The 25,147-nt window shown below is 67.9% G+C and carries 22 protein-coding genes; 10 read left to right on the forward strand and 12 right to left on the reverse strand.

All coding sequences use genetic code 11. The features are described 5' to 3' along the window. Positions 1 to 35 precede the first annotated feature (35 nt). The 3 genes from ASF22_RS20195 to ASF22_RS20205 are packed head-to-tail and all read right to left on the reverse strand — an operon-like array spanning position 36 to position 6,735. Positions 36 to 953 carry a transglutaminase family protein gene (locus ASF22_RS20195; protein ID WP_056175823.1) on the reverse strand — a complete coding sequence of 306 codons (918 nt, stop codon included), beginning with the start codon at positions 951 to 953 and terminating at the stop codon, positions 36 to 38. Next, entirely contained in the window at positions 950 to 3,469 is a 2,520-nt protein-coding gene (locus ASF22_RS20200) for a circularly permuted type 2 ATP-grasp protein (RefSeq protein ID WP_056267668.1), read from the reverse strand. The genes ASF22_RS20195 and ASF22_RS20200 overlap by 4 nt, the downstream gene beginning before the upstream one ends. Then, the gene (locus tag ASF22_RS20205) at positions 3,466 to 6,735 is read right to left on the reverse strand and encodes a transglutaminase family protein (RefSeq protein WP_056267671.1); all 3,270 of its coding nucleotides are present in this window, start codon (positions 6,733 to 6,735) and stop codon (positions 3,466 to 3,468) included. The genes ASF22_RS20200 and ASF22_RS20205 overlap by 4 nt, the downstream gene beginning before the upstream one ends. A 351-nt stretch (positions 6,736 to 7,086) precedes the next feature. On the opposite strand from ASF22_RS20205, the gene ASF22_RS20210 reads away from it, so the two are divergent. Next, positions 7,087 to 8,247, forward strand: coding sequence for a putative zinc-binding peptidase (locus ASF22_RS20210; protein ID WP_056175832.1), 1,161 nt, complete (start codon positions 7,087 to 7,089; stop codon positions 8,245 to 8,247). Positions 8,248 to 8,265: 18 nt separating this feature from the next. On the opposite strand, the gene ASF22_RS20215 is transcribed toward ASF22_RS20210, so the two are convergent. From ASF22_RS20215 to ASF22_RS20240, 7 genes are all read right to left on the reverse strand, one after another. After that, positions 8,266 to 9,888, reverse strand: coding sequence for an ABC-F family ATP-binding cassette domain-containing protein (locus ASF22_RS20215; protein WP_056267673.1), 1,623 nt, complete (start codon positions 9,886 to 9,888; stop codon positions 8,266 to 8,268). 72 nt (positions 9,889 to 9,960) lie between these two features. After that, on the reverse strand, positions 9,961 to 10,371 hold the full coding sequence (locus ASF22_RS20220; protein WP_056267676.1) for an acyl-CoA thioesterase: 411 nt from the start codon (positions 10,369 to 10,371) through the stop codon (positions 9,961 to 9,963). A 75-nt stretch (positions 10,372 to 10,446) separates the two neighbouring features. Beyond that, positions 10,447 to 10,575: a hypothetical protein gene (locus ASF22_RS25270; RefSeq protein ID WP_274533805.1), complete on the reverse strand. Its 129-nt coding sequence runs from the start codon at positions 10,573 to 10,575 to the stop codon at positions 10,447 to 10,449. Positions 10,576 to 10,768: 193 nt separating this feature from the next. Next, positions 10,769 to 11,062 (reverse strand): hypothetical protein, encoded by a 294-nt coding sequence (locus ASF22_RS20225; RefSeq protein WP_056176191.1) that lies wholly within the window; start codon positions 11,060 to 11,062, stop codon positions 10,769 to 10,771. A 150-nt stretch (positions 11,063 to 11,212) separates the two neighbouring features. After that, the gene (locus tag ASF22_RS20230; protein ID WP_056176194.1) at positions 11,213 to 11,398 is read right to left on the reverse strand and encodes a DUF1508 domain-containing protein; all 186 of its coding nucleotides are present in this window, start codon (positions 11,396 to 11,398) and stop codon (positions 11,213 to 11,215) included. A gap of 142 nt (positions 11,399 to 11,540) precedes the next feature. Continuing rightward, on the reverse strand, positions 11,541 to 13,037 hold the full coding sequence (locus ASF22_RS20235) for a DEAD/DEAH box helicase (RefSeq protein ID WP_056267679.1): 1,497 nt from the start codon (positions 13,035 to 13,037) through the stop codon (positions 11,541 to 11,543). A 276-nt stretch (positions 13,038 to 13,313) separates the two neighbouring features. Next, entirely contained in the window at positions 13,314 to 14,210 is an 897-nt protein-coding gene (locus tag ASF22_RS20240; RefSeq protein ID WP_200927165.1) for a LysR substrate-binding domain-containing protein, read from the reverse strand. A 66-nt stretch (positions 14,211 to 14,276) separates the two neighbouring features. Here ASF22_RS20240 and ASF22_RS20245 point away from each other — a divergent pair, with 66 nt between their 5' ends. From ASF22_RS20245 to lpdA, 7 genes are all read left to right on the forward strand, one after another. Then, entirely contained in the window at positions 14,277 to 14,588 is a 312-nt protein-coding gene (locus ASF22_RS20245) for a septum formation initiator family protein (protein ID WP_056267931.1), read from the forward strand. A gap of 138 nt (positions 14,589 to 14,726) precedes the next feature. Continuing rightward, positions 14,727 to 15,785, forward strand: coding sequence for a pyruvate dehydrogenase (acetyl-transferring) E1 component subunit alpha (pdhA, locus tag ASF22_RS20250; RefSeq protein WP_056267685.1), 1,059 nt, complete (start codon positions 14,727 to 14,729; stop codon positions 15,783 to 15,785). A gap of 49 nt (positions 15,786 to 15,834) precedes the next feature. Beyond that, positions 15,835 to 17,271 carry a pyruvate dehydrogenase complex E1 component subunit beta gene (locus tag ASF22_RS20255; RefSeq protein ID WP_056267688.1) on the forward strand — a complete coding sequence of 479 codons (1,437 nt, stop codon included), beginning with the start codon at positions 15,835 to 15,837 and terminating at the stop codon, positions 17,269 to 17,271. 160 nt (positions 17,272 to 17,431) lie between these two features. Beyond that, positions 17,432 to 17,707 (forward strand): DUF5076 domain-containing protein, encoded by a 276-nt coding sequence (locus ASF22_RS20260; protein ID WP_056175852.1) that lies wholly within the window; start codon positions 17,432 to 17,434, stop codon positions 17,705 to 17,707. Positions 17,708 to 17,721: 14 nt separating this feature from the next. Further along, a complete protein-coding gene (locus tag ASF22_RS20265) occupies positions 17,722 to 18,321 on the forward strand; it encodes a Uma2 family endonuclease (protein WP_056267691.1) in 600 nt (199 codons plus the stop codon). 4 nt (positions 18,322 to 18,325) lie between these two features. Further along, positions 18,326 to 19,714 (forward strand): pyruvate dehydrogenase complex dihydrolipoamide acetyltransferase, encoded by a 1,389-nt coding sequence (locus tag ASF22_RS20270; protein WP_056267693.1) that lies wholly within the window; start codon positions 18,326 to 18,328, stop codon positions 19,712 to 19,714. Between the two features lie 68 nt (positions 19,715 to 19,782). Next, positions 19,783 to 21,222 (forward strand): dihydrolipoyl dehydrogenase, encoded by a 1,440-nt coding sequence (gene lpdA / locus ASF22_RS20275; protein ID WP_056175860.1) that lies wholly within the window; start codon positions 19,783 to 19,785, stop codon positions 21,220 to 21,222. An 82-nt stretch (positions 21,223 to 21,304) separates the two neighbouring features. Here the strand turns inward: lpdA and ASF22_RS20280 are convergent, their stop codons facing one another. Then, positions 21,305 to 21,745, reverse strand: coding sequence for a PRC-barrel domain-containing protein (locus ASF22_RS20280; RefSeq protein WP_056267697.1), 441 nt, complete (start codon positions 21,743 to 21,745; stop codon positions 21,305 to 21,307). Positions 21,746 to 21,988: 243 nt separating this feature from the next. On the opposite strand from ASF22_RS20280, the gene lipA reads away from it, so the two are divergent. After that, positions 21,989 to 22,963 (forward strand): lipoyl synthase, encoded by a 975-nt coding sequence (lipA, locus tag ASF22_RS20285; RefSeq protein ID WP_056267700.1) that lies wholly within the window; start codon positions 21,989 to 21,991, stop codon positions 22,961 to 22,963. A 56-nt stretch (positions 22,964 to 23,019) separates the two neighbouring features. Further along, the gene (locus ASF22_RS20290; protein WP_056175869.1) at positions 23,020 to 23,478 is read left to right on the forward strand and encodes a type II toxin-antitoxin system RatA family toxin; all 459 of its coding nucleotides are present in this window, start codon (positions 23,020 to 23,022) and stop codon (positions 23,476 to 23,478) included. 142 nt (positions 23,479 to 23,620) lie between these two features. Here ASF22_RS20290 and glpK read toward each other — a convergent pair whose 3' ends face one another. After that, the gene (gene glpK / locus ASF22_RS20295) at positions 23,621 to 25,144 is read right to left on the reverse strand and encodes a glycerol kinase GlpK (protein WP_056267704.1); all 1,524 of its coding nucleotides are present in this window, start codon (positions 25,142 to 25,144) and stop codon (positions 23,621 to 23,623) included. Between the last annotated feature and the right edge of the window lie 3 nt (positions 25,145 to 25,147).

The following is a 25,147-nucleotide window of genomic DNA, read 5'->3' on the forward strand; positions in this document are numbered from 1 at the left end:
CGTGTCCATGCGGGGGGTGCGTTCGCGAGCGAACGTCAGACGGAGTCCACTGCTTCCGCACTCACCGTTTCGGGCATCGGCTCGCCATCCGGCACCACGTCGACCTCGACCTTGAGCTTCTGCGAGCCGGATGACGAGACGATGCCGTCGATGGGCGAGACGTCCGTGTAGTCGCGTCCGCGCGCCACGACGATGTGGTCGTCGCACATGCCGATTCCGTTGGTGGGATCGAGGCCGATCCAGCCCTCTCCGCACCAGACCGAGACCCAGGCGTGGCTTGCATCGGCGCCGCGCAGGCGGGGGCGCCCGACGGGGGGAATGGTGCGCAGGTAGCCGCTGACATAGGCCGCCGGCAGTCCGAGACCGCGCAGGCCCGCGATCATGATGTGGGCGAAGTCCTGGCAGACCCCGGCCCGAAGGGCGAACGATTCGGCGAGCGGGGTCCGGACGGAAGTCGCCTTGGCGTCGAACCGGAAATCCTTTCGGATGCGCTGCATCAGGTCGAAGGCGCCGCCATAGGCGCTACGCCCGGGCGGAAAGCTCGTCCGCGCATATTCGGTCACCTCGGGGGCGAGGGGCACGCGAATGCTGGGGAAGAGAAAGTGCACCGGTGCGTCCGGCGCGAGTGACCGCCGATCCAACGCGCCGTCGCGGACCCGCTCCCAGGACGGCCCGGATTCGGGCGCGGGTGCGGGGGCGCGCGTGACGTCGACCCGCGAAAGCGACTCGACCCGTAGCTCCGTATGCGGGGTGTCGATGGTGACCGCCACCACGTCGAGGCCGAAATAGTCGCGCCGGACCACGCGCTGGCGCGGCTCGGGGGTGATGGTGAGGGTGCTGCCCAGCACCGTCTGGCCCTCGCCGTCCGTCGGGCGCAGGCGCAGGCCGCAGCGGGCGTAGCGGACGGGCCGGGCGTAGCGGTAGGTCGTGAGATGGCGCAGCGTGTAGATCACCCGAGCCCCACGAGCTTCTCCGGCCGCAGGGCGTGCGGACCATTGGGGAAATAGCGGGTCGCGATGGCGTCGGCCAAGCGCTCGAATTCGTTCTCCAGGCGCGCCAGGGTCGCACCGTCGAACTCGGCCGCTTCGCCCGTGGCGAATTCGGCACCGATCCTGGCGGCGAGGCGCTGATGCGGCTCGGGCAGTCCATCGACGCGGAGCGTCGGCAGACCCGACAGGTGCCGCTCGATGGCGACGATCTGGAAGGCGACGGAGCGTGGATTGAACGGATCGAGCAGTACCATGTCGCGCACGGGGTCGAGGGCGGCCCCCTGCATGTAGCGTGCGCCGAAGGCGATATGCGAATCGCAGAGCGAGAGCATCACGCCGAGATCCTCGGCGGTGGCCGCATCTCCGGCGAACTGGGTCGCGAAGGCGCAGGTGTTGATCACCCGCTCGATGCGCCGCCCGAGATCGACGAAGTGCCAGCCCGCCGTGCGGTTCATGTTCTCCTGCGCCAGACCCGCGAGCGCGGCGATGAGACCGAGGCCCCGCTCGGCCAAACCGACGAGTTCGGCCTCGGAATAGGCACGGGCGTCGCCGATATCGAGGAGGTCCTTGAGATCGGCCAGAACCCGCCAGGCTTCGCCCGAGAGCCGTTCGCGCAGGATCGCCGCGTTGGCGCGTGCCGAGAGGCTGTGGCACAGGGCCGAACCGAAATTGTCGCGCTCGCTCAGGGCCTCGCGCGCCAAGGTGGCTGTGGGGAGATCGGGGGCCGAAATCGCCCCCCAATCGTCGAGAAGGGCTCGGATCCGCAACGAGGTCGGAGACCGTGCATCACCGACGATATCGGCGCTGACGGCGGCGCCGACGCTGCCGAGATGCGCGACCACGAGACGGATCACCGCCTCCGCCCGCTCGACGTAGCGCCCGAACCAGAACAGGTTGTCGGCGGCCCGCGACGGCAGGTGTCCGGCGATTCGACGCACCTTCTGGGTCGCGGGCTGAATCGTCGGGACCGACTCGACGGGGCCGTCGGAGAGGATCCAGACGTCGGCCGCCTTGATGCCGGCGCGCATCTCGATGGGGTCGAGGTCGGCACGCTCCGAGATGCGGCAGAAGCCGCCGGGCATCACCCGCCAACCCTCCGGCGTCATCGCGGCGAACACCCGCAAGGCGAAGGGGCGGGGCACGAGGTGCAGGGAGCCGCCGGTGCGATCCCAACCGGGCGTCGTCGCGAGGGGCGCCCGCTCCTGGGCGACGTAGTCGAACGGTCGGTCGCGTAAGGCCGACACGACCCGTTCGCGGTCCGCCCCGAAGGCGAGGGGGGCCATGATCGCGTCGCGGGCCATGCCCTTGGGGGGCGTCGCCACCGGCCGGAGCGTCAGGCCGTCGAGGTTCTGGCGCACATGGGCAAGGCTGTCTGGATCCCCGCACCACCAGGTGCGCGGGCCGGACAATCGAAGGTCGGTGTTCATCATCTGCCGGGCGATGCCGGGCAGATAGGCGGCGAGGGCACCGGACTCGAGGATGCCGGAGCCCGGCATGTTGCCGACGACGAGGCTTCCATTGCGTAGGGCCTCGATCAGGCCCGGGACCCCGAGGCGGGACGACGGGTTCAGTTCGAGGGGGTCGACGTAGTCGGAATCGATGCGGCGCCACAGGGCATCGGCCCGCTTCAGGCCCGAGACCGTGCGGACATGGAGCGCGCCGTCCTGCATCACGAGGTCGTCGCCCTCGACCAGGAGCAGGCCGAGATAGCGCGCGAGCACCGCCTGCTCGACATAGGTCGAACTGAACGGGCCCGACGTGAGCAGGCAGATGCGCGGGTCGCTGCGCTGGGAACCCAGGGCAAGTCCCTGCCGGAGGGCCTGAAAGAACGGCGCCAGACGCTCGACGTGGAGATCGGTGTAGAGATCCGGAAAGGCGCGGGTGAGCACCATCCGGTTCTCCAGGGCGTAGCCCGGTCCGGACGGCGATTGGGTCCTGTCGGCCAGCACCTGCCAGCGCCCGTCGGGTCCCCGGGTGACGTCGGCGGCATAGAGCTTGAGGAAGCGACCGCCCGGCGGCGCGATGCCCGCGAGGGGACGCATGAATTCCGGACTGCCCGCAACGACCGCGGCCGGGAGGAGACCGCCGGCGACGAGGCGGTTGGGGCCGTAGATGTCGGCGAGGATCGCTTCCATCAGCTCCGCCCGCTCGACGATGCCTGCGCTCAAGTCCTGCCAGTCGGCCGCCTCCACCACGAACGGGAGGGAGCCGAGCGGCCAAGCGTGATCGCGCTTGTCGCCGTAGATCCGGTAGGAGATCCCGGTGTCACGGATGTGGCGTACCGCCGAGACGAACCGGGCGGCGATATCCACCTCGGTGAGGTTGCCGAGGTGGTCGAGGACGCGCGTCCAGACCGCGCGCGGCTTGCCCGAGGCGTCCATGAATGCATCGGGTACGCCGGAAAGCGGCCGGTAGCCGGAGGTCCAGCGTGCCAGCCGTTCTGCCCGCCCGGAGACCTCCGCCTCGGCCGCAGCGTTCATCGCGGAGCCGGGCTCCGCAGGTCGAGGGTCATCGGGAATTCCCGATTGGTCTCCTCCACGGGCATTTCGACCTTGCCGGGGGTGTGGCCGTGGGCCTGGAAGCGGGCAAGGCGCCGCCCCTCCGCCTCGTAGGTGTTGACCGGGAAGGTCTCGTAGTTGCGCCCGCCCGGATGGCTGACGTGGTAGCGGCAGCCGCCGAGCGACCGGCCGCTCCAGGCATCGAGAATGTCGATGGTGAGCGGCGCGTGCGCGGGGATCGTCGGGTGCAGGGACGAGGCCGGCTGCCATGCCTTGAAGCGCAGGCCCGCCACCGCCTCGCCGGCCGTGCCCGTGCCGGTCATCGGCAGGCGACGTCCGTTGCAGGCGATCACGTGCCGGCCGGGCACGAAGCCCTCGACCTTGACCTGCAGCCGCTCCACGGACGAATCGACGTAGCGCACGGTTCCCCCGATGGCGCCTTCCTCACCCAGCACGTGCCAGGGCTCGAGGGCTTGGCGCAGTTCCAGCTTCACGCCGCCATGCTCCACGGTCCCGAACACGGGAAAGCGGAACTCGCGCTGCGCCACGAACGCGGCTGGATCGAAATCGTAGCCGGCGCCCCGGAGATCCTCCAGCACGTCGAGGAAGTCGGCCCACAGGAAGTGGGGCAGCATGAAGCGATCGTGCAAACCCGTGCCCCAGCGGACACAACCACCCTCCTGCGGCTCGCGCCAGAGCCAAGCCACGATGGCGCGCAGCAGGAGTTGCTGGGCCAGACTCATGCGGGGGTCCGGCGGCATCTCGAACGAGCGGAATTCGAGAAGCCCGAGCCGTCCTGTCGGGCCGTCGGGCGAGTAGAGCTTGTCGATGCAGATCTCGGAGCGGTGGGTGTTGCCCGTCACGTCCACGAGGATATTGCGGAAGATGCGATCGACCAGCCAGCGCGGGATGTTGGGCTCGTCGGGCTTCGGCACCTGCGCCATGGCGATCTCGAGCTCGTAGAGTCCGTCGTGGCGCGCCTCGTCCATGCGTGGAGCCTGGCTCGTCGGGCCGATGTAGAGTCCGGCGAACAGGTACGACATGGCCGGATGGCGTTGCCAGTACAGCACCAGGCTCTTCAGGAGGTCGGGCCGGCGCAGGAACGGTGAATCCGTCGGCGTGGCGCCGCCGAGCACGACGTGATTGCCGCCGCCGGTGCCGGTGTGGCGACCGTCGGTCATGAATTTCTGCGCGCCGAGGCGGATCTGGCGGGCGTCCTCGTAGAGGTCCGTGGTGATCGTCACGGCATCGCGCCAGGACGGAGCAGGATGGACGTTGACCTCGATGACGCCGGGGTCCGGGGTGACCTTGATGACGTTCATACGCGGATCGAACGGCGGCTCGTAGCCCTCGATGTGCAAGGTCTGCTTGAGTTCGGCCGCCGCGTCCTCGAGATGGCCGAGGAGTTCGAGATACTCGTCCACCCGTTCCAGGGGCGGCATGAATACGTGAATGATGCCGTTGCGCGGCTCCACGGCGAAGGCCGTGCGCACCGCGACGCCGGTCATGCCCGACCCGTTGATGGTCTCGGCGCCCGGATGGCCCTCCGGCAGGGCGTCGCGTGCCTCCAGGGGGTCCTGGGGCTGGTAGTAGGGATAGCTCTGCGGCGGCACGTAGGGCAACGACGAGAGCGGCAACCGGTAGCCGACGGGGGAATCGCCCGGCGTGAGGAAGGCGTGACCGCGCCGGAACTCCCAGGCTTCCGAGACCCAGACGCGGTCCGCAGCACCCTCCCGGCCTGTCGGAAGGCTCGCTAGCGGCAACGCGTATCCGGCGGGAGCGCCGAGCCCGCGCTCGAACACCCTCGCCATGCGAGCGTTGGTCTCGGGATTCGGAAATCTCGGTTCCGAGGTGGTGACGTTGACGGGAAGCTCATCGCGCTTCTCCGTCCAGTAGATCGGATCCTCGTAGGCGGGAAAGACATAGGGACCGAGCCCGATGCGCTTGGCGACCCCGTCGATCAGGGCCTTGGCTTGGGTCGCGTTGGCGTCGCGCGGTCCATCCTCGGCGGCAATCAGACTGTCGTCCTTCCACACCGGCACGCCGTCGCGGCGCCAGTACAGGGCGAAGGCCCAGCGCGGCAGGCTCTCGCCCGGATACCACTTGCCCTGGCCGTAATGGAGCATGCCGCCGGGTGCGAAGCGCGTGCGCAGGCGCCGGATGAGCTTGTCGGCCAAGCCGCGTTTCGTCGGTCCCACGGCGGCGGCGTTCCACTCCGCCGATTCGAAATCGTCGATGGACACGAAAGTCGGCTCGCCGCCCATGGTCAGGCGCACGTCCTGCTCGGCCAGATCCACGTCGATGCGGTCGCCGAGCGCGTCCATGGCCGCCCAGATCTCGTCGGAGAACGGCTTGGTGATCCGCGGGGCCTCGGCGACCCGCGTCACCGTCATCTCGAAGCCGAACGCGACCTCGGCCGGCTCGGCGAGCCCCGAGATGGGCGCGGCCGAGTTGTAGTGCGGGGTCGCGGCGAGCGGGATGTGGCCCTCGCCGCAGAGGAGGCCGGACGTGGCGTCGAGACCGATCCAGCCGGCGCCCGGGAGATAAACTTCGGCCCAGGCATGCAGGTCGGTGAAATCGGTGGAGGTCCCGACGGGGCCGTCGACCGCGGTGGTGTCGGGGATGAGCTGGATCAGGTAGCCGGAGACGAAACGGGCGGCCATCCCGAGGCGGCGCAGGATCTGCACCATCAGCCATGCGGAATCGCGGCACGAACCGCTCTTCAGGGTCAGGGTCTCGGCGGCGCTCTGCACGCCCGGCTCCATGCGGACGCCGTAGGTGATCTCGCCCGCCACCTGAGCGTTAAGGGCCACGAGGAACAGGACCGTGTTCGGTTCGGCCGGAAGGCGGGTCAGGAATTCGTCGACCTCCGGCGCCATGGCCTCGTCGAGCACGAGGTAGGGCTTCAGCTCCGCCGTGAGATCGTCGGCGTAGGTGAAGCCGCGCGCCTGGGCATACTCCTCCACGAAGAAGTCGAACGGGTTGATCACCGACATGTCGGCGGTGAGATCGACCTCGATCTTCAGCTCGGTGGTCTTCTCGGGGAAGATGAGACGCGCGAGCCAGTTTCCGTTCGGGTCCTGCTGCCAGTTGATGAAGTGGTTCTCGGGCAGGATCTTGAGGGAGTAGGCCGGTACGGCGGTGCGCGTGTGCGGCGCGGGCCGCAGGCGGATCACCTGTGGACCGAGCGCGATCGGCCGGTCGTAGGTGTAGTGCGTGACGTGGTGCAGGGCGGCTTTGATCGACACGGGGACTCCCGCAGTACCAGGGCGTGGGGCCGGAGGGGCGTGGACACGCCCGATCCGGCTGCGGAGAACCGGGCCACCGCCCTGCGGTGCTCCCGGGGGATGCTGTCTTCAAGCCATACGCCAACGGTCGCGCTTGTGCGATGGGCTTGCCGACGATGTGCCGTCGTGCCGTGGGGCACAGACCTCGCATCGAAGCGAGTCCGTAAGCAAGTTCCGTGCATGATCCGCTGGCGGCCCGGTCTGGGAACATAGTCGGACGCCACCGCTTAGCTCACCGCGTCGGGGGGCGGGTCGTTCCCGGTGGGCACGTGGTGCTTGAGGGTGGTAAGGGACGGGCATCGGAACGGCATCATGAAGATCTTCCAGTGCCAGGCCTGCGATCAGCCCGTCAGCTTCGAAAGCACGGCTTGCGAGAGCTGCCAGCGCCGCCTCGGCTATGTGGGCGAAGTGCACGAGATGTCGGCACTGGAGCCCGTCGGCGAGATCTGGCACGCCTATGCCAACCCGACCCGCAAGTACCGCTTCTGCGCCAATGCGGAGCACGGCGCCTGCAACTGGCTCGTGCCCGACGACATGCCGGAGCGGTATTGTACCGCCTGTCGTCACAACCGTGTGGTGCCGGACCTCGGCATCACCTGGAACCTCACGCGCTGGCGCCAGATCGAGGCGGCCAAGCATCGGCTGTTCTACTCCCTGCTCCGCCTGAACCTGCCGCTGATGAACCGGACGGAGAATCCCACCACGGGGCTCGCCTTCGATTTCCTGGTCGATCCGTCGGAGAGCTACCGCATCGGGCCGCCCGTCCTGACGGGGCACCACAGCGGCATCATCACCCTGAACATCGCCGAGGCCGACGACGTCGAACGTGAGCGGCGGCGGATGCTGTTCGGCGAGTACTATCGCACCCTGCTGGGGCACTTCCGCCACGAGATCGGGCATTACTTCTGGAACGTGCTGGTGCGGTTCGACCAGAGTTTGTGGACGTTCCGGTCGCTGTTCGGCGACGAGCGGGACAATTACGGCCGTGCACTGCAGCGGCACTACCGGGAAGGCGCACCGCCGGATTGGGAGGAATCCCACGTCAGCGCCTACGCCACCAGCCATCCGTGGGAGGATTTCGCCGAGACCTGGGCACAGTATCTCCACATCGTCGACACGGTGGAGACGGCCGGCACCTTCGAACTCCACGTGCGGCCGCGCCTGCGCAACGGGCCGGCGGACCCCGTCGTGATCGACTACGATCCCTACCAGATTCCGGATTTCAGCCGCCTGGTCGAAGCGTGGCTGCCGCTCACCTACGCGGTGAATTCCCTGAGCCGCAGCATGGGGCAGCCGGCGCTCTACCCGTTCAAGCTGACGCCGGCGGTGATCGCCAAACTGTCCTTCGTCCACGAGCGCATCGTCACCATGCGGTGCATGGGCCATGGCATGGACAGCGAGGAGGCCGGATCGGAAATCCTGAAGGCGGTCATCACCGGTCTTCGCAAGCGCGTCGCTGCACCGAACGTATGATGTCCGGCGCTGTCGGTCTCAGCTCCGCAGGCCGGGCGCTTCCTGGCCGGTGCGGGCGACGTACTCAGTGTAACCGCCGCCATACTGGTGGATTCCCTCGGGGGTCACTTCGAGCACCCGGTTCGACAGAGCGGCCAGGAAGTGGCGGTCATGGCTCACGAACAGCATGGTGCCCTCGTAGGCCGAAAGCGCCGCGATGAGCATCTCCTTCGTGCCCATGTCGAGGTGGTTGGTCGGCTCGTCGAGGACGAGGAAGTTCGGGGGATCGAACAGCATCAGGGCCATGACGAGACGGGCCTTCTCTCCGCCCGACAGCACGCGGCAGCGCTTCTCGACATCGTCGCCGGAGAAGCCGAAGCACCCGGCGAGGGCGCGCAGGGACCCTTGCGCGGCCTGTGGGAACGCATCTTCCAGGGACTGGAACACCGTGCGCTCGCCGTCGAGCAGATCCATGGCGTGCTGGGCGAAGTAGCCGAGCTTGACGCTGCCGCCGACGGAGACGGTACCGTCATCGGCCTGGGTCGAGCCGGTGACGAGCTTCAGGAGCGTCGACTTGCCGGCGCCGTTGATGCCCATGACGCACCAGCGCTCCTTGCGCCGGATGGAGAAATCGAAGCCCTCGTAGATCCGGCGGCTGCCGTAGCTCTTGTGGACGTTCTTGAGCATCACGACGTCTTCGCCCGAACGCGGCGGAGCCTGGAAGTCGAAGGCGACGGATTGACGGCGCTTCGGGGGCTCGACCCGCTCGATCTTGTCGAGCTTCTTCACTCGGCTCTGCACCTGCGCCGCGTGCGAGGCGCGCGCCTTGAAGCGCTCGATGAACTTGATTTCCTTGGCCAGCATCGCCTGCTGCCGCTCGAACTGGGCCTGCTGGTGCGTCTCGTTGAGCGCCCGCTGCTGCTCGTAGAACACGTAGTCGCCGGAATAGGTGGTGAGCGTGCCGCCGTCGATCTCGATCACCTTGGTGACGATGCGGTTCATGAACTCGCGATCGTGCGAGGTCATCAAGAGAGCGCCCTCGTAGTTCTTGAGAAAGGCCTCCAACCAGATCAGGCTCTCGATGTCGAGGTGGTTGGAGGGCTCGTCCAGCAGCATCACGTCGGGGTTCATGAGGAGGATGCGGGCGAGAGCCACGCGCATCTTCCACCCGCCCGACAGCTTGCCGACGTCGCCGTCCATCATGCCTTGCGAGAAGCTCAGGCCCGCCAGCACCTCGTAGGCCCGGCCTTCGAGGGCGTAGCCGTCGAGTTCCTCGAAGCGCGCCTGGACCTCGCCGTAGCGCTCGATGAGCGCCTCCATCTCGTCCACGCGGTCGGGGTCGGCGAGCCCCGCCTCAAGGGCCTTCAATTCGGTGCCGACGACGCTGACGGGGCCGGCGCCGTCCATCACCGCCGAGACCACGGAGCAGCCCGACATCTCGCCCACATCCTGGCTGAAATACCCGATGGTGATGCCCTTGTCGGTGGCGACCTGACCCTCGTCGGGCTCCTCCTCGCCGGTGATCATCCGGAACAGGGTGGTCTTGCCGGCGCCGTTGGGGCCGACGAGCCCGACCTTCTCGCCCTTCTGAAGGGCGGCGGACGCTTCGATGAAGACGATCTGCCGGCCGTTCTGCTTGCCGATTTTTTCGAGGCGGATCATGCGCGCACGGGACCTTGTCTGGGGTCTCGCGCCTTTACGGCATGGCGCGTCCGAGCGGAAGGGAAGGCAGCCTCAATCGTTTGCCCGTGCGGGCAGATCGACGGCCCGCGGCCGGCCGGCATCGTCGATGGCCACGAAGGTGAAGGTCGCCTCCGTGACCTTCTCTCGGACCTGGGTGCGGAAGCGCCTGGCCCAGGCCTCGACCTCGATCTTCATCGACGTGCGCCCGACGTGCCCGACGCGGGTGTAGACGCAGAGGACGTCGCCGACACGAACCGGCCGAATGAAGGTCATGGCGTCCACCGCCACGGTGACGACGCGTCCCTGGGCTCTGTCGACGCCCGCGATGCCGCCGGCCTGATCCATCTGCGACATCACCCATCCGCCGAAGATGTCGCCGTTGGCGTTGGTGTCCGCCGGCATCGCGCTGGTTCGAACCGTGAGATCGCCGCGCGGACCTCCACCTTCCTCTTCGACCGTCATACCAATCCGCCTTCGCGTTTCATCCCGCCCGATCCTAGGCAGATTTCCTGCCGTCGGGGGGCGGCGTCGCCACCTTCACGGTAGCAGTCCCGTGAGTTTGAGACCGCCCGCGAGGATCACTGCGCCGACCGACATCAGAAGCTCGAGGGGGATCGAATGCCAGAGGCCATGGGCTGGCACTTCGGTCGCGGTGAGTTCGGTCATGGTCTGCCTCCGAGAGCCCCGAGGATGAAGCTCGCATCGCCGCCAAGACCTAACGCACGATCGTGCATGGTTCCTAATCTTATGATGCATTTTCATGCAAAAAGCCTGGTCACTCGAACTGAGTGCCAGGCTTTCGAGCAAAGCTATTCAGAGCGATGCTGCGGCGCCGACGAAAGCGACACCGCGCCGGAGCTTAGTAGTAGAAGCGGCGCGGGCCGTAGAACGGACGCGCGCCATAGAAGCGACGCGGGCCGTAGAACCGACGCGGGCCATAGAAGCGGCGACCGTAGTACGGACGACGGTAGAACGGACGCGGACCGTAAAAGCGGCGACGGTAGCCGTAGTACTGGACATTCTGGGCGACCGCGGGTGCGGCCTCGGTCTGCAAGGCGAGGGCAGGGCCGATGGGGGCGGCGGACGCGCCCTGCGGCGCCGTCGCGGCGAAGCCTAAGGCCAGCAACGCGGCCAGCACGAGTTTCCTGAGCACGTTCTCAAACTCCCTGAGATAAGTCGGCAGGACGTGAAACGCCGACGGTTCCGGAATCGGACCCGGTCGCATGAAACGCACGAAGCCCGGAAGTGTTGCCGGGCCGGATCCTTCCGGATGTCGGTTAAGTCAACGAAGCGTTCGGGGCGCTCAAGCGATCTTCATGGTCATGTCGACGATGGACGCCGCCTGGCTGCCCTTCACGAGGGCGATGCCGTGCTCGCAATCTTCCCGGCGCCCATAACCTTCGGCGGAGTCGGCCACGACGTTGCCGTTCGTGGCGCGCAGGCGCCAACGCCAGTCGCCGGTCGCATCCCGATAGAGTTCGAACCGCATGGCATCCTCACGCTTCACGATCACGCCATGAGATGGCGTCGCGCGATTTCGCGGCAAGTGGTCCTTCCCCAAACGAAAACACCGCCCCGGAGACCCGGGGCGGTGTCGTCATGACGGACCGCAAGGCTCAGCGCGGAAGGACTCAGCGCGGGAAACGGTCGAGCCAGCCGATGGTGCGGCCCTCGCCGGTGCCGGTGCCCTGCGGGCGCGGCGTGCGCTGACGGGTGTCGCTGCGGGGCTCGGAGCGGTTCTCCGAACCGTGAACGGCCGGACGGCGCTCGCCGCGACCGTCCTGCGGGCGGGCCGCTCCATCCGGACGGGCGTTGCGACCGGGCGCGCCCAGGCCACCACGACCGCCTTCGCTGCGGCCCTGGCCCGGGCGTCCGCCACCGGGACGACCGCCGCCGGGACGCTGGCCCTGGCGCTGACCGGGACGCTGACCCTGCGGCGCCGGACGGCGCTCCTCGGCCTGAGCGGCATCCATGGCTTCCTGGCGCGACGGGGGCGTGAAGCCCTCGGGGAAGGCGCCGACGGGAATCTTCTGACGCGTGGTGCGCTCGATGTCCCGCAGGTAGGCCTTCTCCTCGTCGTTGCAGAACGAGATCGCGAGACCGTTGGCGCCGGCACGGGCCGTGCGGCCGATGCGGTGGACGTAGCTCTCCGGCACGTTCGGCAGGTCGTAGTTGATGACGTGGCTCACGGCCTCGACGTCGATGCCGCGCGCGGCGATGTCGGTCGCGACCAGAACCCGGCACGAGCCGTCCTTGAAAGCGGCGAGCGCCCGCTCGCGCTGCGGCTGGGACTTATTGCCGTGGATGGCGGAGGCGTTGATCGAGACTTTCTCCAGGCCACGCACCACGCGGTCGGCGCCATGCTTGGTCCGGGTGAAGACGAGGACGCGCTCGATCTTCGGATCCCGCAGGATGTGGTTGAGGAGGGCCTGCTTCGCACCCGTATGGGCGAAGATGACTTCCTGGGTGACGCGCTCGGCGGTGGTCGCCACGGGAGTGACGGCGACCTGGACCGGATCGCGAAGATACTGGTCGGCGAGGCCGGCGATGTTCTTCGGCATGGTGGCGGAGAAGAACAGGCTCTGACGCTCCTTCGGCAGCATCTTCACGATGCGCTTGAGGGCATGGATGAAGCCGAGGTCTAGCATCTGGTCGGCCTCGTCGAGGACGAGGATCTCGACGGCCTCGAGGGTCAGCGAGCGGCGCTCGATGAGGTCCATGAGGCGGCCCGGGGTGGCGACGAGGATGTCGACCCCGTTGGCCAGCGCCTTCTCCTGGCGGGAGATGGTGACGCCGCCGAACACCACGGTGTTAGTGAACGAAAGATGCCGGCCGTAATCCGAGAAGCTCTCGGCGATCTGGTTGGCGAGCTCGCGGGTGGGCGAGAGCACCAGCACGCGACAGCCGCGGCGGATGGCTTTCCGCGGGTTCTGAGCGAGGCGGTGCAGGATCGGCAACGCGAAGGCGGCCGTCTTGCCGGTACCGGTCTGGGCGATGCCGCAGAGGTCGCGACCTTCCATGGCGGGGCGGAGGGCCTGAGCCTGGATCGGGGTCGGCGTCTTGTAGCCGGCCTCCTCCAGCGCCCGCAGCACGGGCTGGGCGAGGCCGAAATCGGTGAACTGGGTCAAGTCTAATCTTTCAAGGCAGCGGGACCGTGGCGCACGCCGTCCAACTATGGTCGGTACGCAGATCGATTGCGAATCGGTCCGTTGAGCTGGAGCCGCCCGCGTGCCGGGGCAGTCCGGGTGCATGCACGTTGAAGAGAGGGGCTCAGGTCGGTCGGAATTCGCGCGTAGCGACCCGTCGATCCGTCACGCAGCCCTCTCAAGCGGAACCATGACGGCCGCTGACGCTGCATTCGCGATATGCGTGTTCGCGGATGCGAAGTCAATCCTCGAATCCGCTCAGGCAGTTGGCGGTGCGCGCAGGTGGGCCACGAAGTCCCGCGCGAAGGCGGGTAGGGCGGAGAGCGTTCGCACGCAGATGGTCAGATCGCGCACCGCCCAAGGATCGAGGAGCGGCACGACCGCGATGGCCATGGTGCGGGCCGCGCGGGCGGCGGTGGTCTCCGGCACGATGCCGAGGCCGACGCCGCACTCGACGAGGCGGCACACGGCATCGAAGCTGCGCAACTGCACCCGCAACCGCATGGGCCGCCCCGTCCGCGCCGCCTTGTCGGTAAGAAAGCGGGTGAGGGCGCTCGTCCGGTCGAGGCCGACGAGGTCGTGCTCCAGCACGTCGGCGAACGCCACGGCCGGGTGGTCGCGCAAGGCATGGCCGCCGCCCGCCACGACGACGAAACGGTCCTGCCGGAACGGGTAGGTTTCGAGGGCTCCGGTGTCGACGGTGCCGGCCACGATGCCGAGGTCGGCGCCGCCCTCCGCCACGAGGCCGACGATCTCGTCCGACGTCCGCTCCTCGATGTCGACACTGACCCCGGTCTGGCGGGCGAGGAAGGCGCTCAGCACCTCGGGCAGGAACTCGGTCAGGGCGTTGGTGTTCGACAGGACCCGGATCTGACCGACGGTGCCGCCGGAGAAGCCCGCGAGCTCGCCCTGCATCCGGTCTATCCCATCGAGGAGTTCGCGCGCGTGGGCCAGGAGCGTGCGCCCGGCGGGCGTCGTGGTCACGCCTTGCCGGCCGCGTGTGAGGAGGGCGGCGCCGAGCGACACTTCCATGGCGCGGATGCGGGCCGAGGCGGCCGCCAGCGCGAGGTTGGCCCGTGCCGCCCCGTGGGTGATGGAGCCGGCCTCGACCACGTGGCGGAACAGGCCGAGATCGACGAGATCGAAGCGCATCATCGCGCCGTGTCCCCGCCCATGCCTCGCGAGAAGACTTTCTTAACCCTGCGGCGCGATGGTCTGACCATGGTGATCCGTCGTCGCGTCCGTTCCGTGCTGATGCCCCTGGCGTTGTACGCCGTCTCGGGGCTCGTCGTCGGCTATTTCGTGCATCAGGCCGAGGGCGGCAATCGCGGCCTCGAAGCGAAGCGCGCCCTGAAGATCCAGGCCTACGGCCTCAATCAGGAACTCACCGCCGTGAAGGCCGACCGGGCCGAGTGGGAGCACCGCGTCACCCTGCTGCGCAGCGAGCAGATCGACCGCGACCTCCTCGAGGAGCGGGCACGCGTCGTCCTCGGCCGGGTCCACGCCAACGATGTGGTGGTCATCAATCCGTAGCCCTGTTCCGCCGCTTCGCCGGGCGGCGATGGAGCGCACCTGACAACCGTTCCGATCTGTCGGGCGGCCGATCTCGCTTTCCGAAAACACGTGTCCTAGAACCTCCGGGAGAACAGACGGTCCCCGGGGAGAGAGCCGATGGATTCCGCAACCGAGGCGGGCCAGCCCAAATCCGATCCGACGCCGTCGGAGGCCGGCAGCCACGCGCCGGCGCCGAACACGCCGCAATTCATCCGCGACGAAGACCTCCACGCCTATCACGAGATGCTGCTCATCCGTCGCTTCGAGGAGAAGGCGGGACAGCTCTACGGCATGGGCCTCATCGGCGGGTTCTGTCACCTCTATATCGGCCAGGAGGCCGTCGTCATCGGCATGCAGATGGCCTCCATCGACGGCGATCAGGTCATCACCGGCTACCGCGACCACGGTCACATGCTCGCCTGCGGCATGGACCCGAAGGGCGTGATGGCCGAGCTCACCGGCCGTCGCGGAGGCTATTCCCGCGGGAAAGGCGGGTCGATGCACATGTTCAGTCGCGAAAAACAGTTCTTCGGCGGGCATGGCATCGTCGGCGCGCAGGTGTCCCTCGGCACGGGCCTCGCCTTCGCGGACGCCTACAGGAAGAACGGCCAGGTCAGCCTGACTTACATGGGCGACGGCGCGGCCAACCAGGGGCAGGTCTACGAGAGCTTCAACATGGCGCAGTTGTGGAAGCTGCCCGTGGTCTACGTCATCGAGAACAATCGCTACGCCATGGGTACCTCCGTCGCCCGCGCCTCGGCGCAGACGGACTTCTCGAAGCGCGGCATCTCGTTCGGCATTCCGGGCGAACAGGTCGACGGGATGGATGTGCGCACTGTCCGCGAGGCGGCCGCGCGGGCCATCGAGCACGCCCGCTCGGGCGAGGGTCCCTACATCCTGGAGATGCAGACCTACCGCTATCGCGGCCATTCCATGTCCGATCCGGCGAAATACCGGACTAAGGACGAGGTGTCGAAGATGCGCGACGAGCACGACCCCATCGAGATGGTGCGCAAGCGCCTGATCGAGGCGCACGGCGTGCCCGAAGCGGATCTGAAGGCCACCGACGCGAAGGTGCGCGAGACGGTCAACGACGCGGCCGAGTTCGCCACCCACGATCCCGAGCCCGATCCCGCCGAGCTGTGGACGGATATTTTGCTGGAAGCGCGCGCCTGAGCCGCGAGTCCCCGGACCGCGCCCCTCCTTCTCGATCGACGAGTCTTTCATGGCGACCGACATCCTGATGCCCGCCCTGTCTCCGACCATGGAGGAGGGCAAGCTGGCGAAGTGGCTGAAGAAGGAGGGCGATCCGGTGAAATCCGGCGACGTGCTCGCCGAGATCGAGACCGATAAGGCGACCATGGAGGTCGAGGCCATCGACGAGGGCGTGCTCGCCAAGATACTCGTCGCGGAGGGCAGCGAGGGCGTGAAGGTCAACACGCCCATCGCGATCATCACCGCCGAGGGCGAAGACGTCTCGGCCGCTTCCGCGCCGAAGCCCGCCGCCAACACCCCGGCCCAGACGGCACCGACGCCGACGATGCAGGCGGAAGGGCAGGCGGATGCCCCCGCCGCGACGGCGAAGAGCGGCGACGACGCTCAGAGGGCGCCGGCGGCCCCCGCCACCATCACCAACAAGGCGCCCGCCCCGGTGATGGCCGAGTTCCCAGAGGGCACCGAGATGGTCACCATGACCGTCCGCGAGGCCCTGCGCGACGCCATGGCGGAAGAGATGCGCGGCGACGATTCCGTCTTCGTCATGGGCGAGGAGGTCGCCGAGTACCAGGGCGCCTACAAGATCACGCAAGGGCTGCTGCAGGAATTCGGCGCGCGTCGGGTCGTCGATACCCCGATCACCGAGCACGGCTTCGCCGGCATCGGCGTCGGCGCTGCGTTCACGGGTCTGCGTCCCATCGTCGAGTTCATGACCTTCAACTTCGCCATGCAGGCCATCGACCACATTATCAATTCGGCGGCCAAGACCCTCTATATGTCCGGCGGACAGCTCGGCTGTCCCATCGTGTTCCGCGGCCCCAACGGTGCTGCCGCCCGCGTCGGCGCCCAGCACAGCCACGATTACTCTGCGTGGTACTCCAACGTGCCCGGCCTCAAGGTCATCGCACCCTACACGGCGTCCGACGCCAAGGGCCTGCTCAAGGCGGCGATCCGCGACCCGAACCCGATCATCTTCCTCGAGAACGAAATCCTCTACGGCCAGAGCTTCCCGGTGCCGAAGCTCGACGATTTCGTCCTGCCTATCGGCAAGGCGCGCATCCACCGCCCCGGCACGGACGTCACCATCGTGTCGTTCTCCATTGGCATGACCTACGCCCTCAAGGCGGCGCAGGCGCTCGCCGAACAGGGCATCGAGGCGGAGGTCATCGACCTGCGCACCCTTCGGCCCATGGACACCGAGACGGTGGTCGAATCGGTGAAGAAGACCGGCCGCTGCGTCACCGTGGAGGAAGGTTTTCCGCAATCGGGAATCGGCGCCGAGATCGTCGCGCGGCTCATGGTCGACGCCTTCGACTACCTCGACGCCCCGGTCCTGCGCGTCACCGGCAAGGACGTGCCGATGCCGTACGCGGCCAACCTCGAAAAACTCGCCCTGCCCAACGTCGCCGAGGTGATTGAGGCGGTGAAAGCGGTCTGCTACCGCTAAGCAGGTTCGCGTTGGCAAGCCAATGCTTCACCCAGCTTAGCTCCTTGATCTGTCGCAGGTTTTCGACGCAAAACCGGTGACCACTTTTGCGAAACCTGCTTAGGGTAGCTGGATGCGTCCCCCGGGGTGAGGTGGGCCAACGCTTTCGTTCGGATAGGACATGACGAAGACCTTCGTGGAACTCTCCGCCCCTCCGGATGCCATCGAGAATGGCGGCATCGAAGTCCTGCGTGCCGCCGTCGTGGACGGCGCGGTCAGCGTGGCCCTGCGCCGATCGTTCGACGATCCGGCGACCTGGGGCCGCCTGCTCATCGATCTCGCCCGACAAGCGGCGCGGACCTACGCCCTGGAGACCGAGATGTCGGACGAGGAAGCCTTCGAGCGTATCCGCGCCGGGTGGGAGGCCGAGGGTCTCGATCCCGGCGATCTGAACTAGCGGGGGGATTCAGCATGGCCGAGGCCGCGTTCCGCCGGGCCACCTACGCCGATCTCGAAGCCGTGCCGGATCATCTCGTGGCCGAGATCGTCGACGGCACCCTGGAGACGCATCCGCGGCCGCGCCCGCGGCATGCCATAGCGGCGGCGGGCTTGGCGGCCGAACTCGGCCACCCCTTCGGTCGCGGGCGTGGGGGGCCGGGCGGCTGGATCTTCATGGTCGAGCCGGAGCTTCACCTGGGGTCCCACGTCGTGGTGCCGGATCTGGCAGGATGGCGCCGCGAACGCCTCTCCGCCGAGCCGGAGACCGCCTATATCGAGACCCCGCCGGACTGGGTCTGCGAGATCCTTTCGCCCGCCACCGCGCGCCTCGATCGCGGCCCCAAGCGCCGCATCTACGCGGAGGCCGGTGTCGGCTATCTCTGGCTCCTCGATCCCGGCGACGGGGTGCTCGAAGCCTTCGCGCTCACCGGTCGGCAATGGCTTCTTCTCGGAACGGTCGAGCGCGGCGAGACCGTGGGCTTCCCGCCGTTCGACGCCGTCCCGTTCCCCCTCGACAGCCTGTTTCCCTTCGACGATCCGGCCGCCCCGCCGCCCCCCTCGCTCGAGACCTGATGCCATGCCGATCAACGTCCTGATGCCCGCCCTGTCGCCGACGATGGAGAAGGGCAACCTCGCGAAATGGCTGAAGAAGGAGGGCGACGCAGTGAAATCCGGCGATGTCCTCGCCGAGATCGAGACCGACAAGGCGACCATGGAGGTCGAGGCCATCGACGAGGGGATTCTGGCCAAGATTCTGGTGCCCGAGGGCACGGCCGACGTGCCGGTCAACGACCTCATCGCCATCATCGCGAGCGAGGGAGAGGACCCGTCGAGCGTCCAGGCCGGCGGGGCACCGAAGGCCGAGGCGCCGAAAGCCGAGGCATCGAAGGACCCCGTCGGCGAGAACGCGACGCCCGGCGGCGGCCAGATGTCCTATGCGCGGGTGAACGAGGCACCGGACGGCGCTCAGCCCGCCGCCACCCAGGGGGAGGGGGCCCGCGTCTTCGCTTCGCCGCTCGCCCGCCGCATCGCCAAGCAGGAGGGCATCGACCTCGCCGCCGTGACGGGCTCCGGCCCGCGCGGCCGCGTGATCGAGCGCGACGTCCGCGCCGCCAAGGCCGCCGGCCCCGCGCAGACCAAGGGCACGGCATCCAAGGAAGCGCCGGCCCCCGCCGAAGCTCCGAAGGCTGCCTCTGCGCCCGCCAAGGCCGCGAGCCCGGCCGGCCTGTCCGTCGATCAGGTGCGCGGCTTCTACGCCAAGGGCACCTACGAAGAAGTGCCGCTGGACGGCATGCGCAAGACCATCGCCAAGCGCCTCACCGAGGCGACGCAGGTGGCTCCGCACTTCTACCTCACGGTGGATTGCGAGCTCGACGCCCTGATGGCCCTGCGCGAGCAGCTCAACAGGAGCGCCGGCCAGGGCAAAGACGGCAAGCCGCTGTTCAAGCTCTCCGTCAACGACTTCGTCATCAAGGCCATGGGCCTCGCGCTCATGCGCGTGCCGGCCGCCAACGCCGTCTGGGCCGAGGACCGCATCCTGCGGTTCGACAACGCCGAGGTCGGCGTGGCGGTCGCCATCGACGGCGGTTTGTTCACGCCGGTGATTCGTAAGGCCGACCAGAAGACGCTCTCCACCATCTCCAACGAGATGAAGGATTTCGCGGGCCGCGCGCGGGCCAAGAAGCTCAAGCCCGAGGAGTACCAGGGCGGCGTCACCTCGGTGTCCAATCTCGGCATGTTCGGCATCAAGCACTTCACGGCGGTGATCAACCCGCCGCAATCCTCGATCCTCGCCGTGGGTGCGGGCGAGAAGCGCATCGTGGTGAAGGACGGCCAGCCGGCCGTGGCGCAGGTGATGACCGCGACACTGTCCTGCGACCACCGGGTGCTCGACGGTGCCTTGGGGGCGGAGCTGATCTCGGCGTTCAAGAGCCTGATCGAGAGCCCGATGGGCATGCTGGTCTGAGCTAAGTCCGCCTCACCTGAATCAACCCCGGCCCATTCCCGCAGAGGGGAGGGGCGTAGGAGCGCACAATGGCCGACACCTACGACATCCTCGTCATCGGCGCCGGACCCGGCGGCTACGTCGCGGCGATCCGGGCGGCGCAACTCGGGTTCAAGACGGCGGTGATCGACCGCGAGCACCTCGGCGGCATCTGCCTGAACTGGGGCTGCATCCCGACCAAGGCCCTGCTGCGTTCGGCCGAGATCTACCATTACATGCAGCACGCCTCCGATTACGGCCTGTCGGCGGAGAAGGTCGGGTTCGATACGGCCGCCATCGTCAAGCGCTCGCGCGCGGTCTCGACGCGCCTCAACGGCGGAGTCGGCATGCTGCTGAAGAAGAACAAGGTCGACGTGATCTGGGGCGAGGCCACCATCGCGGCGGCGGCCAAGGGCAACGCGCCCGGCAAGGTGACGGTGAAGGAGACCGCCCGCGCCCCAGCCCCGAAGGGGGCGCTCGCCGCCGGTTCGTATTCAGCCAAGCACATCATCGTCGCGACCGGAGCGCGGCCCCGTGCGATCCCGGGCATCGAGCCGGACAGACACCAGATCTGGACCTACTACGAGGCCATGGTGCCGGAGGCGATGCCGAAGTCGCTTCTCGTCATGGGCTCGGGCGCTATCGGCATCGAGTTCGCCTCGTTCTACCGCACCATGGGCGCCGAGGTGACGGTGATCGAACTGCTGCCGCAGATCCTCCCCGTCGAGGATGCCGAGATCGCCGGCCTCGCCCGTAAGCGCTTCGAGAAACAGGGCATCAAGATCCTCACGGGTGCCAAGGTGACGAAGGTGGAGAAATCCGCTGACGCGGTCACCGCCACCATCGAGACCGGTGACGGCAAGAGCCAGCAGCTCACGGCCGAGAAGCTCATCTCGGCGGTGGGTGTCGTCGGCAACATCGAGGGGCTCGGCCTGGAAGCACTCGGCGTCGGTATCGATCGTGGGATCGTGGTCACGGATGGCTTGGGCCAGACAAACGTGCCCGGCCTCTATGCCATCGGCGACGTCGCCGGGCCGCCGATGCTCGCTCACAAGGCAGAGCACGAAGGCGTGCTCTGCGTCGAGACCATCAAGGGCCTGCCGACCCATGCCATGGACAAGGCGAAGATCCCCGGCTGTACCTATTGCCAGCCGCAGATCGCCTCCGTTGGCCTCACGGAGGCCAAGGCGAAGGAGCTGGGATTCGCCGTCAAGGTCGGCCGCTTCCCGTTCGCGGGCAACGGCAAGGCCATTGCGCTGGGCGAGCCGGACGGTCTGGTGAAGACGGTGTTCGACGCGAAGACCGGCCAGTTGCTCGGCGCCCACATGGTCGGTGCCGAAGTCACCGAGCTCATCCAGGGCTACGTCGTCGCGATGAATCTCGAGACCACGGAAGAAGATCTGATGCACACGGTCTTCCCGCACCCGACCTTATCGGAAATGATGCACGAGAGCGTGCTCGACGCTTACGGCAAAGTGATCCACTCCTGATTCGGCAAAACGAAAGGCCGTCCATGCGCTAGCATGAACGGCCTTGAACGGTTGAACGACGGCGCTTGAGGCGCCGAAAGACTTACTTCTTCTTCGAATACTCGAAGGCCGGGGCGGACTTGAGCGTGTCCTTGTCGGTGTCGATGAGGGCGCGAAGGGTGTTTTCCTTCTTCGCCAGGGTGATGCTCGACGGGCTGACCGAGATGTAGCGCTCGCCCATGCCGAGAAAGCCGCCGACGCCGAGAATCACGGCGCTCACGGTCTTGCCGTCGACGATCACCAGATCCTCGATCTCACCCACGGTCTCGTTGGCGTTGTTGTAGACGTTGAGGCCGATGAGCTTGGACGACATCACGTCGGCGGGCTGCGCGGTCACGTAGGTGACCTTCACGCTGGCCTTGTCGGCCATGGTCATGCCGCCGGTGGTCGCGACGGGCACGGCCGGCTTCACCGTCTCCTGGGCGGAGGCGAGCGTCGGCAGCGCCGCCACGAGGGCAGCGGCGAAAATGGTCTTCAGGGCCATGGGGTTAACCTTCTGGGGCAGCTCGCAGCGCTCATCGCCGCGGAAACGCGGTCTGTAACGGGTTCGCCCGTAGTCGGTTCCCCCGATCGACGGCGATATGCGCGCGGATTGTGCAGCCAAGCGCGACTGACAGATCGGCCCGGGCGTTTGCGAACCCCCCGGGCTCGGTTTGCGATCGACCCGGCGACCCCTTAAGTCTGGCCTGTGGCACCCGCCGTCGCGGGCGCACCCTGTTGGTGTGAGATGGCCGTCGTTCTCGATCTCCTGCGCAACGATCAGCGCCCCCGGCACCCGGAAAAGGCGCACCGGCCCGACAAGCCGATCCAGCGCAAGCCGGACTGGATTCGCGTCCGGGCCCCCGGTTCCCCCGGCTGGGCCGAGACGAGCCGCATCGTCCACGAGCACGGCCTCGTCACCGTGTGCGAGGAAGCCGGCTGCCCCAACATCGGCGAGTGCTGGGAGAAGCGCCACGCCACCTTCATGATCATGGGCGACACCTGCACGCGGGCTTGTTCGTTCTGCAACGTTCGCACCGGCCTGCCGAAGGGTCTCGACGCCGACGAGCCCGAGAAGCTCGCGGATTCCGTGGCCAAGCTCGGGCTTCACCACGTCGTCGTCACCTCGGTCGACCGGGATGACCTCGCCGATGGCGGCGCCGAGCATTTCGCCCGCACGATCCGGGCGATCCGGCGGATGAGCCCCTCCACCACCATCGAGATCCTGACACCCGATTTTCTGCGCAAGGACGGCGCCCTGGAGGTCGTGGTCGCGGCGCGGCCCGACGTGTTCAACCACAACATGGAGACGGTGCCGGGCAATTACCTCACCGTCCGCCCCGGAGCCCGCTACTTCCATTCCGTGCGCCTGCTGCAGCGGGTGAAGGAGCTTGACCCGACGATCTTCACCAAGTCCGGCATCATGGTCGGTCTTGGCGAAGAGCGGAACGAGGTGGTTCAACTCATGGACGATCTGCGCTCGGCCGACGTCGACTTCCTCACCATCGGTCAGTACCTCCAGCCGACGAAGAAGCATCATGAGGTGGTCCGTTTCGTGCCGCCCGACGAGTTCAAGGGCTTGGAGACCACGGCCTATGCCAAGGGCTTCCTCCTCGTCTCGGCGACACCCCTGACCCGCTCCTCCCATCATGCCGGCGAAGACTTCGCTCGTTTGAAGGCTGCGCGGCTTGCCCGCTTCGCGCCGGAGATGGTGCACGCTTGACGCATCGGCCGGAAAACCGGTTCCCACCCTCCGGACCGATGCTGTAGAAGCCCCGCATGCCGTCTTTTCGTATCGACCGCCTCGTGCGGCACAGCCCGCGCGCGATGTACGACCTCGTCGCCGATGTGGAGCGCTACCCCGAGTTCCTGCCGCTGTGCGAATCCTTACGCGTCCTGCGTCGGCAGTCGGGTGAGAACGGCACCGAGATTCTCGTGGCCGAGATGGGGGTCGGCTACAAGGCGATCCGCGAGCGCTTCACGACCCGGGTGACCCTCGATCCGGCGAACCTGAAGATCATTGCCGAATACATCGACGGCCCGTTCCGCCACCTCGAGAACCGCTGGTTGTTCAAGGAGGCGGACGGGCGTGGGTGCAACGTCGACTTCTTCATCACCTATGAATTCAAGAGCCGGACCCTCGGCCTCCTCATGGGCACGATGTTCGATCGGGCTTTCCGCAAGTTCACGGATGCTTTCGAAGCCCGCGCCGACAAGGTCTACGGCGCCACCGCCTGACTGTCGCGGATTGCGTTGCGCATCACGGCGATCGCCCGGGTGCCGGGCGCGAACGGAGCTACGGGGCCCGTCGCCAGTTCCGGCGAGCCATCTGTCGACGACGTCGCGGTCGGCGTGCGTCGGGGCGTTCGACGGAGATCCTTCAGGGCAGGGGGCCTTCGACCGCCTCCAGGGGCGCCCGCATGCCGCGCAGGGCCCGCACGGCCCGATGCCAGCCATCGAGGCGCACCGAACGGTCGGCGTCCGGCATGGCGGGAGTGAAGCGGCGGTCTAGGTGCCAGAGGCCGGCGAAGTCGTCGGGTTCCGGATACAGGCCGGCGTGCCATCCGGCGAGGTAGGCGGCCCCCAGCGCGGTGGTCTCGCGCACCACCGGCCGGTCGACGGGTAGGCCGAGGAGGTCCGCGAGGCGCTGCATGGTCCAGTCGGAGGCGGCCATTCCGCCATCGGCGCGCAGGACTGTTCCGGTTTCCGCGTGCGGCCAGTCGGCCCGCATGGCCGCGAGGAGATCGTGGGTCTGGTAGCAGACGCTCTCGAGGGCGGCGCGTGCGAGGTCCTTCGGGCCCGTGTCGCGGACGAGGCCGAACAGGGCGCCGCGCACGTCGGGCTCCCAATGCGGTGCGCCGAGGCCGACGAAGGCCGGCACGAGATAGATCTCGGAGGCCGGGTCGGCCCTTGCGGCGAGGGGGCCGCTCTCGGCCGCGTCACGAATCACACCCAGCCCGTCGCGCAGCCACTGGATCGCGGCGCCGGCCACGAAGATCGAGCCTTCGAGGGCGTAGGTGCGCCGACCGGCGAACTGATAGGCGATGGTGGTGAGGAGGCGGTTGGTGGAGGCGCGAGGCTCCGCGCCGGTGTTGAGAAGGGCGAAGCACCCGGTGCCGTAGGTGGCCTTGACCATGCCGGGAGTGAAGCAGGCTTGCCCGATGGTCGCCGCCTGCTGGTCCCCCGCGATACCCCGGATGGGGATCGCGGCGCCGAACAGCTCGGCCCGCGTGCTGCCGAAATCCCCGGCGCAGTCGCGCACCTCCGGCAGCAGGGCGCGCGGAATGCCGAACAGGCCCAAGAGATCGTCGTCCCAGGTCCCGCGATGGATGTCGAACAGGGCGGTTCGGGCGGCGTTCGTGGCGTCGGTGGCGTGAAGGCCGCCGGTGAGGCGCCACAGCAACCAGGAATCCACCGTACCGAAGGCCAGTTCGCCGCGCTCGGCGCTGGCGCGGGCGCCCGGCACCGTGTCGAGGAGCCAGGCGATCTTGGTGGCCGAAAAGTAGGGGTCGAGGATCAGGCCGCTGCGGGCGGTGACGAGGGGCTCGTGCCCCTCGGCCTTCAGGCGCGCGCAAGCATCTGCCGTGCGCCGGTCCTGCCAGACGAGGGCCGGATGGATCGGCGCACCGGTGGCGCGATTCCAGATCAGCGTCGTCTCGCGCTGGTTGGTGATTCCGAGGGCGGCGACGGACGCCGCCGCCACCCCGGCGCGGGCCAGCACCGCCCGGACGGTGGTGAGCACGCTCGCCCAGATGCCCTCTGGATCGTGTTCGACCCAGCCCGGGGCCGGATAGGATTGGGCGATCTTGGCCTGTGCGATCCCGGCCACCGAAAGATCGGGCCGGAACAGCATCGCCCGCGTCGAGGTGGTGCCCTGGTCGATGGAGAGGACGAAAGTGGGCATGGG

It is taken from the genome of Methylobacterium sp. Leaf87 (genome assembly GCF_001422775.1).
In the GTDB taxonomy this organism is placed as follows: domain Bacteria; phylum Pseudomonadota; class Alphaproteobacteria; order Rhizobiales; family Beijerinckiaceae; genus Methylobacterium.